An 11489-nucleotide genomic window follows, 5' to 3' on the forward strand; every position below is an offset into this window, starting at 1 on the left:
GGCATTATACCTAAAACCCGCCCGAAAAAAACAACCCTGTCTGTTTTCAGACGGCATATCGCGACGCGCTGCCTATAAATCTGTTCAAACCCCTGTCAAACCAGTAAAATGAACACCTTATTGTTTATTTCAGATTGCAAATACTACCATGCTGACTTTCCAACAAATCATCTTCAAACTGCAAACCTTCTGGGCCGAACGCGGCTGCACCCTGATTCAACCTTTCGACATGGAAGTCGGCGCGGGCACTTCGCACCCCGCCACCTGCCTGCGCGCACTCGGCCCCGAGCCGTGGTATGCCGCCTATGTGCAGCCCAGCCGCCGCCCGAAAGACGGCCGCTACGGTGACAACCCCAACCGCCTGCAACACTACTACCAATTCCAAGTCGCCCTCAAACCCGCGCCCGCAGATATTCAGGATTTGTATCTCGACAGTCTGCGCGAATTGGGAATCGACCCGAAAGTGCACGACATCCGTTTTGTGGAAGACGACTGGGAAAACCCCACCCTCGGCGCTTGGGGCTTGGGCTGGGAAGTGTGGCTCAACGGCATGGAAGTGACCCAGTTTACCTATTTCCAGCAGGTCGGCGGCATCGACTGTTCGCCCGTGCTCGGCGAAATTACCTACGGCATCGAACGCCTCGCGATGTATCTTCAAGGCGTTGAAAACGTTTACGATTTGGTATGGTCTCACACGCCCGACGGCCAGGCCGTCAGCTACGGCGACGTGTATCACCAAAACGAAGTGGAACAATCCACCTACAATTTCGAATACAGCGATGCCGAATGGCTGCTGCGCCAGTTCAACGACTACGAAGCCCAAGCCAAACGCCTGCTGGAAATCGAAGATGCCTCCCTCGCCCTTCCCGCCTACGAATTGGTACTGAAAGCAGGCCACACCTTCAACCTGCTCGACGCGCGCGGCGCGATTTCCGTTACCGAACGCGCCACCTACATCGGCCGCATCCGCACCTTAAGCCGTGCCGTAGCGCAGAAATTTGTAGAAAGCCGCGAAAAATTAGGCTTCCCGCTGATTAAAAACCAAGCAGCCTAATGCTGTAGGTTGGGTTGCAAACCCAACAGAATCCGGCAGTGCAGGTTGGATTGTCCCAAAAAAACCAACATGGTTGACACCGTGTTTTTCGGGATTCCATGCCAACCCGCACCCCCAAATTGCAGACGGCCTGAATACAGGTTGCGCAAACCCAATAGACACGATTATTGTGATACCGGCATCTGCCGCCAAGGCCGTCTGAAACCCTATCCAAACTACAAAACGCCGACCAAACAATATGATAGAAAAACTCACCTTCGGACTTTTCAGCAAAGAAGACACCAAAAGCTTTATGCGGCTGATGAATTACGTCAAACCGTATAAAGCCCGTATTATTTGGGCATTACTGGCCATCGTCGGCGTTGCCGCCACCGAAAGCTATCTGGCGGCTTTTATCGCCCCCTTGGTCAACCAAGGATTTGCCGTCCCCACCGCAGCCCCCGAGCTGAGCCAAGCCACCGGCATCATCGCCACCCTGCAAAACTGGAAAGCGCAATTTACCCACCTGATTTGGGGAACGGAAAACAAAGTCTGGATTGTCCCGCTGTTTTTCATTTCCCTGATTATTATCCGCGGCATCTGCCGCTTCACCAGCACCTATCTGATGACCTGGGTTTCCGTCATGGCCATCAGCCATGTACGCCGAGACATGTTCGGCAAAATGCTGCTGCTCTCCTCCGACTTCCACCAAAAAAACCCCTCCGGCACCGTATTGATGAACATCGTGCAGATGGCCGACAGCTCAATCAACAACGCCAGCAACGTTTTCATCACCCTTACCCGCGACTCCATGATCGTTATCGGCTTAGTATGCGTACTGCTGTATCTCAACTGGCAGCTCAGCCTGATTGTCGCCCTGATGTTCCCTCTGCTGTCATTGCTCTCACGCTATTACCGCAACCGCTTGAAAGGCATCATCTCCAGCGCACAACAAAGCATCGGCACATTAAACAACGTAGTAAACGAAACCCACCAAGGCCACCGCGTCATCAAACTGTTCGGCGGGCAGCCCCAAGCGGCCGAACGCTTTGCCAAAGTAAACGGCACTTTGGTACGCCTCGGAAAAAAAATCACCCAAGCCACCGCAGCCCGTTCCCCCATCAGCGAACTGATCGCCTCCGGCGCACTCGCCATCGTCATCTTCGTCGCACTCTGGCAAAGTCAGAAAGGCTACACCACCATCGGCGAATTTATGGCCTTTATCGTCGCCATGCTGCAAATGCTCGGCCCGATTAAAAACCTCGCCAACATCAGCATTCCCATGCAGACCATGTTTCTCGCATCCGATGCCGTGTGCGGTTTTTTAGACGAGCAACCCGAAAAAAATACCGGCACAAAAACCCTCGGCAACATTACAGGCCGTCTGCAATTTGAACACGTCGATGTCCGCTACCAAGAAGAACACCGCAAAGCCCTCGACAACTTCAATTTAGACATCCGCGCAGGTGAAAAAGTAGCCTTGGTCGGACGCTCCGGCAGCGGCAAAACCACCGCCGTCAACCTGCTGCCCCGCTTTGTCGAACCCAGTGCCGGCAAAATTCTGATAGACGGCACCGACATAGCAGATGTCGAATTGAGCAACCTCCGCTCCCAATTCGCCCTTGTTTCCCAAGATGTCTTCCTCTTTGACGACACCCTGCTTGAAAACGTACGCTACAGCCGCCCCGAGGCAAGCGAAGAAGAAGTACTCGCCGCACTCAAAGCTGCTAATCTGCAAGACTTGGTCGCCAACTCCCCGCAAGGGCTGCACCAGCACATCGGTGCCAACGGCAGCCAACTTTCAGGCGGCCAACGCCAGCGCGTCTCCATCGCACGAGCCATTCTCAAAGACGCACCGATACTGCTGCTCGACGAAGCCACCAGCGCACTCGACAACGAATCCGAACGCCTCGTCCAACAAGCCCTTGAGCGTCTGATGCACGGTCGCACCAGCATCATCGTCGCCCACCGCTTGAGCACCATCGAAGAAGCCGACCGTATTATCGTGATGGACGACGGTAAAATCATCGAAGAAGGCACACACGCCGAACTCTTGGCACAAAACGGCTACTACGCCGCATTGAGCCATATACCGAAACAAGAAGGCAAATAAACCTTCAGACGGCATGACTGCATTGGGTGCCGTCTGAAAACCATACAGATTAGGAACTGCCATGAATACCGCCCCTCCGCTTGTTTCCGTGATGATTCCCTACTACAACTGCAAAGCATACATCGCCGAAACAATCGAATCAGTCGAACAGCAAACCCATTCCAATATTGAAATCATCATTATTGATGACGGCTCTACTCAAGAACACAGGGACTATTTACAAAATTATTTGGCCGGCAAGCCCCATATCCGCTACGCATTTCAGGAAAATCAAGGCGTATCGTCCGCCCGCAACTACGCCGCCCGTTTGGCAGGCGGCAAATATTTTCTGTTTCTCGATGCAGACGATGTGATTCTGCCTGAATACACCGCCAAAGCAGTAGCAATATTGGAAAGCAATCCTGACTGCAAACTGGTTTATCCCCAAGCAGAATTTTTCGGGGTACAAAGTGGTCTGTGGGAAATACCGCCTTACGAAGATTTTAGAAGCCTGCTGATGGGAAATAAATTTCCTTCTATTTCATTTCACCGCGCTACTGACTATCGGGTGCTAGATGGCTTCGATGAAAGTTTAGATACTCATGAGGACTGGGATTATTGGATTCGGATATTGAAAAACGGAGGAACAGTATATCAAATTCCAGAAATACTGTTTAAATACAGAAGACGAAGCAGCCAAGACTCCCTCATTGATAAACTGTCGGCAAATCCTGAGCTTAACCGTCTGAATTGGCAAAAAGTATGCAACAAACATCAAGATTTGTTTTTGCAATATAATTTAGGTTATGTCGACTTAGTCCACCTTATCTGCAACATGAAACAGCACGATACCGAACAAACTCAGAAAATACAAACACTTGAAAATGAAGTATCAGACCATGTTGAATTAACCCTTTTTGCCAACAGCATGGAACAGAAAAATATGGAACAAACCAAGAAAATACAAGAGCTTGAAGACAAATTAGGTAAGCTCAAACAAGCATATGACAATGCCAGATACCGGGAAAGCATGAGAGCCTTGCACCGCGAGCAACAATCCGACTCCACGCCCTCTCCCGCCGTGTCAATAAACGGGCATGCAATGCTCCGATATATTTACAAAAGCCCGAGTTATCAAATCATTCGTGCCGTAAAAAAATTGAATTGGAAAATAAAAAAACGCCCTAAGAAACCCCTTTTCTTTCCGACTACCGAAATACAGAGTTATCAGGAAGCTGTCCGAATCCTAAATTCGACAGCATGGAGCTTACTCAGCCCTATCCATTTCCTGTACAAACTCATCAAAAAAGAAAAATAGCATGAATACCCTGAAACACAACCGTCCCGTTAAACCATCTGCGGAAGATTGGGAAAACCTCAAACAAAACTACCCCCCCCCCCGTCAGATGCTGAAGTTGTTGATGTTCTGATACCTGTATATGGAGCGCCAAACGATACACTCCGCTGTATCTACAGCGTATTAACCGCACGAACCAAAACCCCTTTCAACCTTTTGGTTATTGAAGATCGAGGCCCTGATGATGACTTGCGGGTAAAACTTAACGAGTTCAGCCAAGATTTCCAATTTGAATACCACCAGCATGAAGAAAACAAAGGTTTCGTACTAACCTGCAACTATGGATTCTCGCTCCATCCTGAACGAGATGTCGTGCTGCTGAACTCCGACACACAAGTCTATGATGATTGGTTGGATAATCTGCTGGCTTGCGCCGAAAAATATCCGACGGCGGGAACAATTACCGCCATGTCCAACAGTGCCACCATTTGCAGCTACCCCTGTTTTGTCGAAGACTACCCTTACCAATACGAAATTTCCGATGCCGAATTAAGCGTATTTTTTGCCGAAGCCAACCGGCTTGAGACGGTCGATACCCCAACCGGTGTCGGCTTCTGTATGTACGTCCGTCGGAAATGCTTGGAAAACATCGGATATTTCGATTATGAATCATTCGGCAAAGGATATGGCGAAGAAAACGATTTGTGCGTCAGGGTAGAAAAAGCAGGCTGGCGCAACCTGATAGCCGGTGGAGTATTCGTACGCCATCACGGAAGCAGTTCTTTCAGTTCCGAAGTAAGAGAAGAGCGGGTCAAACACGCTTTGAAAATCATCAAAAAACTGCATCCCGGCCACCTTCCCAGCGTTTCAAAATTCATTGAAGCCGATACAGTTGCAATTTTCAGACAACGAGTGGACATGAAGCGTTTAAAACATTTTATACAAAACAAACCCGTTATGCTGTTTGTCAGCCACAACTTAGGTGGCGGTACAGAAAAACACCATTTGGAAATGGTAGAAAAGCTGGCTGCTGAAGGCTATGCCGTTATTTCATTAAAACCAAACAAAAAACAGCAACCCGTATTACATTTGGAAGGGATTCACCCTCTGCCGAACATTCCTATTCCCCGAAATACAGACGGCCTTATCCGCTTCCTGAAAGAAGAAATCAAAGCAACGGCAGTACATTTCCACCATTTAAAAGGTTTTACCACGCTGTTTATCGACAACTTAACGAATGCACTCCGAGTATCCTCAATCCCTTACTACTTTACCGTACATGATTATCTGCCTATCTGTCCGCAAATTACCCTAATGAAAGCAGGACATTCCATCTTTTGCGGAGAGCCTGACAAAGAAGAATGCAACCACTGCATACAAGGTAATCCGGAAGCACAACCTCATCAATACGACATTCAAAAATACCGGCATTGGTATGGCAACATATTACACGGCGCAGAAAAAGTATTCGTACCTGATGAAGATGTGAAATGGCGGCTGCAACGCTACTTCAACGGCTTACCTATTCATGTACGCCCTCATTTCGATATTTGGCCTGAATATCATGATGCCCTCCGTCCATTCGACATAAACTCAAACAGAAGAATCGGCATTATCGGAGCAATAGGATTGCACAAAGGCTTCAATATGGTTTGCGAGCTTGCCGAAAAATGCCGCCGCTTAGGTTTGGACATTACCTTTGTCATCATCGGTTATACCATGGACGACAACAGATTGCGTTCGCTAGATAATGTTGAAATTCTCGGCGCATACCAAGATAAAGAATTACAAGAAACAATCCATAAAGCCGACTTGGATGCCATTTGGTTTCCTGCAGTATGTCCCGAAACCTACTCCTATACATTAAGTGCGGCACTCTCCGTAAAAGGTATGCCGATTATCGCATTCGATTTTGGCGCAATTGCCAGAAGATTGCGAAACTGCAACGGCATTTTGATTCCAATTGAAAAAATGTTGAAACCGGCACAAGTTTTACCGTATTTATTACTGGATTTCCGACACCATCAAATCCAAAATGTAAGCACACGCAGCGAATATTCATCAATGATTCGCGACTATTACCAAATGACGGAATAACCAAATGCAGCACGGTAACATCTTTCATTGGACTATATAAACCAAAGTAGCGATTTACAGACGGCATTTTCCAGCAAAAAGCCGTCTGTAAATTTTAAATACCGGTACTTATTTATCATAACAATATACAAACTTGGATAATTACATGAACAGTAGGTTTCAATGGGCTGACCTTTGCAGAATTTATGCCATTTTTTTGGTTATAGTCATACATGTATCCGCAAAATATTTAATCGACTTTACCGGTATCCATGAATCAAATTGGTTATTTGCCAACCTGTTTGATTCATTTGCCCGAGTAAGTGTTCCCTTATTTTTCATGTTATCCGGGGCATTACTTCTCAACACAGAAAAAATATCCGGCAATACACTATCCGGAATATCCGGAAGAATATGGAAAATTACTATTCCACTAATATTTTGGAGTATTATTTACGTTTTACACCTTAAACATTATGGTGTGGATATAAAGTTTACCCATATGCTGCATGAACCGGTTATGTATCACTTATGGTTTGCATATGCTATGATTTTTATCTATGCAACCCTTCCATTCATTAAAAACCTCTATGAAAATATTAACAAAAGCCCTAGTTTAATATTTTATCTGCTTACATTATGGTTTACCGTTTATCTGATTAAAGGCTACATATCCATAGGATTTCTCAACCCTATGGGCATTAACTACAGCCCTGTTTTCGGTTATATCGGATACTTTATATTAGGTGGATTATTGATTCGCTATAAACAAGCAATTCTTAACAAAGTTAAGAAAACTACCGTTCTATATATTTTCTTACTTTCATCACTAACAACTTTCATCGCCACAATCTGGCTGAGCTACCATGCAAACACAACTATAACGACAGCATACGAATATTTAACAATAAACGTAGCAATGGCAGCACTCTCAATATTTGTTTTAATATTCGATATTAAAATAAACAGTAAGTATAATAAAATACTAAAAACCATCTCCGAGAATGTGTTTTTTATCTATTTCATACACTTACTCATTATGTCGAAAGTTGAAACCATATTTTCAGGTATGCCCGCCCTAATAGAGATACCCCTGACTTCATTGCTAACCTTAGCAATCAGCTTAGTTATCGCTATAATAGTCAGGAAAATCCCCAAAGCTCCAATAATAACCGGTTAAATACTTTGCAGATGGCTTACATCACAACAAAGCCGTCTGCAAATCCGGTTTCCGGCCAATGAAAAACAAAACGCCATGACCAACCTGATTGAAATCTACCAAACTTCAGACGGCCAAACCCAAGTCGAAGTCAGATTTGAGCAAGAGACCGTTTGGCTGTCGCAGGTACAGATAGTTGCACGCCGAAACAACTTGTTTTACCGCATCTTTCCATTGAAATCTATTTTGATATAGACTAGACTAACCAAACTTAGTCTGATATTTGAGAGGTACTGTCATGCAAACCGTCAATATCCATGAAGCCAAAACCAACCTCTCCCGCTTGCTGGAGGGTGCGGTACACGGCGAGCCGTTTATTATTGCCAAAGCGGGCAAGCCTATGGTACAGGTGCTGCCTTACCAATCCGAACACAAAAAAAACAAGCGTATCGGCTTTATGCCAGACATGCAGATTCCTGATGATTTCAATGAGATGGGAACAACGGAAATTTCAGCCCTGTTTGGTGGGGCGACAGAATGAAATACCTGCTGGACACGCATATCCTGCTGTGGGCAGCCTGCGGCAGCCAGAAATTAAGCGGTACTGCCTGCGACATCATTGAAAATCAGGATAATGATCTGCTGTTCAGCGCGGCCAGTATCTGGGAAATTGCCATCAAATCCGGCTTGGGGCGTGCCGACTTTGTTGTCAATCCCGTATTGTTCCGCCGCGCCCTGCTGGACAACGGCTATATCGAACTGCCGATTAATGGGCTGCATTCTGCCGCCACCGCCAATCTGCCCGACCTCCACAAAGACCCGTTTGACCGCATCTTAATCGCCCAGTCGCAAATTGAAGGGATTGTGCTATTGAGCGCAGATGAAAAAGTGGCGGCTTACGGCAACACTGTTCAATCCGTTTAAACTCTATTTCAACTATAATCACGCCATACGAAAAAGCGCAGCCGCTTGTTATCTTAAAGAAAGTAAAAAATGACCCAAACCCTGTTAATCGAACTTTTAACCGAAGAACTCCCGCCCAAAGCCCTCAATACTTTGGGCAACGCCTTTGCCTCCTCCGTTGCCGAAGGCTTGGAAAAAGCCCAACTGATTGACGGCTCAACAGAATATACCGCCTATGCCTCGCCGCGCCGCTTGGCGGTGCAGGTGAAAAACGTCAAGCCCGTGCAGGCCGACCAGCAGATTGTGAAAAAAGGCCCGGCGGTGGCAAACGGCATGAAAGACGGCGTGCCGACCAAGGCTTTGGAAGGTTTTGCACGCGGTGCGGGCGCGAAAATCGAAGATTTGAAAATCATCCACGACGGCAGGCAAGACGTTTATGCCTACGAATACACGCAAACAGGCAAAAGCCTGTCCGAACTCTTGGAAGACATCATCAATCAGGCGGTGAAAAAGCTGCCGATTCCGAAAGTGATGCGCTGGGGCAGCAGCACCTTCACCTTCGTGCGCCCCGTACACGGGCTGGTGGTGCTGCACGGTTCGGATGTGGTGGAGGTCAGCGTACTCGGCCTGCAAAGCCGCAACCAGACTTTGGGGCACCGCTTTCTTTCAGACGGCCTCATCACCATCACCGATGCCGACAGCTACGCCGAACAAATGAAAAACGAAGGCCGCGTCATCGCCTCGTTTGCCGAACGCAAAGCCGCCATTCAGGCAGCCTTGAACGACAACGCAGGCCGTCTGAACGCCTGCGTGGCCGCCGACGAAGCCCTGCTCGACGAAGTTACCGCGCTGGTGGAATGGCCGGTGGTGCTGGAGGCCGGTTTTGAAGAACACTTCCTTGCCGTGCCGCAGGAATGCCTGATTCTGACCATGCAGCAAAACCAAAAATACTTCCCGCTGCTCGACCAAAACGGCAAGCTGATGAACCGCTTCCTGCTGGTTTCCAACTTGGAAACCGCCAATCCGTCGCACATCATCAGCGGCAACGAGCGCGTATTGCGCGCGCGCCTTTCCGATGCCGAATTTTTCTACAAGCAAGACCAAAAAGCCACGCTGGAAAGCCGCCTGCCCAAGCTCTCGCAAGTGGTGTACCACAACAAACTGGGCAGTCAGGCCGAGCGTCTCGACCGCCTGATGAGCATCAGCGGCCACATCGCCAAAGCACTCGGGGCAGATGCCGCCGCAGCCGAACGCGCCACCCGCCTATCCAAAGCCGACCTCGTTACCGAAATGGTCGGCGAATTTCCCGAATTGCAAGGCACCATGGGCAAATACTACGCCCGTCTCGACGGCGAAAGCGAAGAAATCGCCAACGCCATCGAGCAGCACTACCGCCCGCGCTTTGCCGGCGACGGGCTGCCCGAAGGCAAAACCGCCACTGCCGCCGCGCTGGCCGACAAACTCGAAACCCTCGTCGGCATCTGGGGCATCGGCCTGATTCCCACCGGGGACAAAGACCCCTACGCCCTGCGCCGCTCCGCGCTCGGCATCCTGCGTATGCTGATGAACAACGGCCTGCGTATCAGCGACGTGCTGAACGCCGCATTCGCTACCTTCCCCACCGGCAAACTCTCTGAAAACACCGTTGCCGAAGTGGCCGACTTCATGCAGGCGCGCTTGGCCGTTTTGCTGCAAAACGACTATCCGCAAGACATCGTTGCCGCCGTATTGTCGCAACGCCCCGACCATCTGGACGACTTGGAGGCCAAGCTCAAAGCCGTAGCCGCGTTCAAACAGCTTCCCGAAGCCGCCGCGCTGGCCGCCGCCAACAAACGCGTGCAGAACCTCTTGAAAAAAGCCGATGGCGGGCTTGGCGCGGTCAACGAAGCCCTGTTGCAGCAAAGCGAAGAGCAAGCCCTGTTTGCCGCCGCACAAGCCTTGCAGCCCAAAATCACCGCCGCCGTCGCCCAACGCGATTTTCAGACGGCTTTAACCGAGCTGGCCGCCATCAAACCGCAAGTCGACGCTTTCTTCGACGGCGTGATGGTGATGGCCGACGATGCCGTCGTCAAACAAAACCGCCTGAACCTGCTCAACCAACTGGCAGAGCAGATGAACGCGGTGGCGGATATCGCGCTGTTGGGCGAATAAGAAATTTGCAGACGGCCTTTCATCGGCAAAGGCCGTCTGTAAAATCCCAAAGCCAATTAAAAAGCCGTCTGTAAATGGTTGAGACAACTGTTTACAGACGGCCTTTACCCTTATAGCCGTTTAACAGGACAATGCTGAAACCCATTGAGATAAATATACAGGGGTCTGTGAGATAAATGGGATAAAGGGGGACTTTGGCGGATGATGTGGTATGGGGAAATTGCAACGCTGTTGCATATAGTGCAACAAAATGGAACGGGCGGATTTGCCCGTTTTTTTTCTTTTTACAGCCCTTTTGAGAGAGAGTCAAGAGCGATGTCGAGCAGGCGTTGTTCGGCTCCGGTTTGGAGTTGGCCGTCTCCGTTGACGGGGAGGTATGGCCGGGCGGGTATTTCCACCTGTTTGACTTTTCTGAACCCTTTCCCTGTCGGTATCATGAGATACGGTTTGTTTTTGGCTTTTACCGTACCGCCCATGTGGTGGATGGCGGCGTAGGGTTTGTTGCTGCCGATGCGGGCGAAGCCCTTGCCTGTTCGGGTGCTGATGCTGGCGGCCAGTTGGCCGTCTTTTTGCAGGGTTTTGCCGTTTTCTTCTGCGGCGCGGCGGCTTTGTTTCCATTTTTTCCCGTCCCAGCTTTCGCTGTCGAAGTTGTCCTCGGTCAGACTGACCATTTCGGCGGCAAGCCCGCGCATCATAGGGCGGGTATCGGTGGCATTTTTGAGGAGTTGGCTCAAGCCGCGTTCGAGTTTGTCCGCGTCCAGACTGATTTCAATCATTT

10 protein-coding genes are annotated in these 11489 nt (G+C 49.1%); 9 read left to right on the forward strand and 1 reads right to left on the reverse strand.

The genetic code is table 11. From position 1 onward, the window contains the following. Positions 1-148: 148 nt before the first annotated feature. The 9 genes from glyQ to glyS all read left to right on the forward strand — a co-directional run bounded on the left by glyQ (position 149) and on the right by glyS (position 10711). Positions 149-1054, forward strand: a complete 906-nt coding sequence (gene glyQ / locus EL111_RS08620) for a glycine--tRNA ligase subunit alpha (RefSeq protein ID WP_123794680.1) — start codon at positions 149-151, stop codon at positions 1052-1054. 238 nt (positions 1055-1292) lie between these two features. After that, positions 1293-3146, forward strand: coding sequence for a lipid A export permease/ATP-binding protein MsbA (gene msbA, locus EL111_RS08625; protein ID WP_123794682.1), 1854 nt, complete (start codon positions 1293-1295; stop codon positions 3144-3146). Between the two features lie 61 nt (positions 3147-3207). Continuing rightward, the gene (locus EL111_RS08630; protein ID WP_123794684.1) at positions 3208-4443 is read left to right on the forward strand and encodes a glycosyltransferase family 2 protein; all 1236 of its coding nucleotides are present in this window, start codon (positions 3208-3210) and stop codon (positions 4441-4443) included. 150 nt (positions 4444-4593) lie between these two features. Then, a complete protein-coding gene (locus tag EL111_RS08635; RefSeq protein WP_231998443.1) occupies positions 4594-6519 on the forward strand; it encodes a glycosyltransferase in 1926 nt (641 codons plus the stop codon). Positions 6520-6664: 145 nt separating this feature from the next. Next, entirely contained in the window at positions 6665-7678 is a 1014-nt protein-coding gene (locus EL111_RS08640) for an acyltransferase (protein WP_123794687.1), read from the forward strand. A gap of 75 nt (positions 7679-7753) precedes the next feature. Then, complete coding sequence (locus EL111_RS10580) at positions 7754-7912, forward strand: virulence RhuM family protein (protein WP_162842949.1); 159 nt, start codon at positions 7754-7756, stop codon at positions 7910-7912. A 43-nt stretch (positions 7913-7955) separates the two neighbouring features. Further along, entirely contained in the window at positions 7956-8198 is a 243-nt protein-coding gene (locus EL111_RS08645; RefSeq protein WP_123794689.1) for a type II toxin-antitoxin system Phd/YefM family antitoxin, read from the forward strand. Next, positions 8195-8581, forward strand: a complete 387-nt coding sequence (locus EL111_RS08650; RefSeq protein ID WP_123794691.1) for a type II toxin-antitoxin system VapC family toxin — start codon at positions 8195-8197, stop codon at positions 8579-8581. The genes EL111_RS08645 and EL111_RS08650 overlap by 4 nt, the downstream gene beginning before the upstream one ends. 69 nt (positions 8582-8650) lie before the next feature. Beyond that, entirely contained in the window at positions 8651-10711 is a 2061-nt protein-coding gene (gene glyS / locus EL111_RS08655; protein ID WP_123794693.1) for a glycine--tRNA ligase subunit beta, read from the forward strand. 284 nt (positions 10712-10995) lie between these two features. Here glyS and EL111_RS08660 read toward each other — a convergent pair whose 3' ends face one another. Next, positions 10996-11487 (reverse strand): phage virion morphogenesis protein, encoded by a 492-nt coding sequence (locus EL111_RS08660; protein ID WP_126325853.1) that lies wholly within the window; start codon positions 11485-11487, stop codon positions 10996-10998. Between the last annotated feature and the right edge of the window lie 2 nt (positions 11488-11489).

The organism is Neisseria animalis (assembly GCF_900636515.1).
Classification (GTDB): domain Bacteria; phylum Pseudomonadota; class Gammaproteobacteria; order Burkholderiales; family Neisseriaceae; genus Neisseria; species Neisseria animalis.

Excerpts from the sequence above, each read along its gene's own strand:
- glyQ (WP_123794680.1), top strand. The coding sequence starts at position 149 with ATGCTGACTTTCCAACAAATCATCTTCAAACTGCAAACCTTCTGGGCC.
- msbA (WP_123794682.1), top strand. The coding sequence starts at position 1,293 with ATGATAGAAAAACTCACCTTCGGACTTTTCAGCAAAGAAGACACCAAA.
- EL111_RS08630 (WP_123794684.1), top strand. The coding sequence starts at position 3,208 with ATGAATACCGCCCCTCCGCTTGTTTCCGTGATGATTCCCTACTACAAC.
- EL111_RS08640 (WP_123794687.1), top strand. The coding sequence starts at position 6,665 with ATGAACAGTAGGTTTCAATGGGCTGACCTTTGCAGAATTTATGCCATT.
- EL111_RS10580 (WP_162842949.1), top strand. The coding sequence starts at position 7,754 with ATGACCAACCTGATTGAAATCTACCAAACTTCAGACGGCCAAACCCAA.
- EL111_RS08645 (WP_123794689.1), top strand. The coding sequence starts at position 7,956 with ATGCAAACCGTCAATATCCATGAAGCCAAAACCAACCTCTCCCGCTTG.
- EL111_RS08650 (WP_123794691.1), top strand. The coding sequence starts at position 8,195 with ATGAAATACCTGCTGGACACGCATATCCTGCTGTGGGCAGCCTGCGGC.
- glyS (WP_123794693.1), top strand. The coding sequence starts at position 8,651 with ATGACCCAAACCCTGTTAATCGAACTTTTAACCGAAGAACTCCCGCCC.
- EL111_RS08660 (WP_126325853.1), bottom strand. The coding sequence starts at position 11,487 with ATGATTGAAATCAGTCTGGACGCGGACAAACTCGAACGCGGCTTGAGC.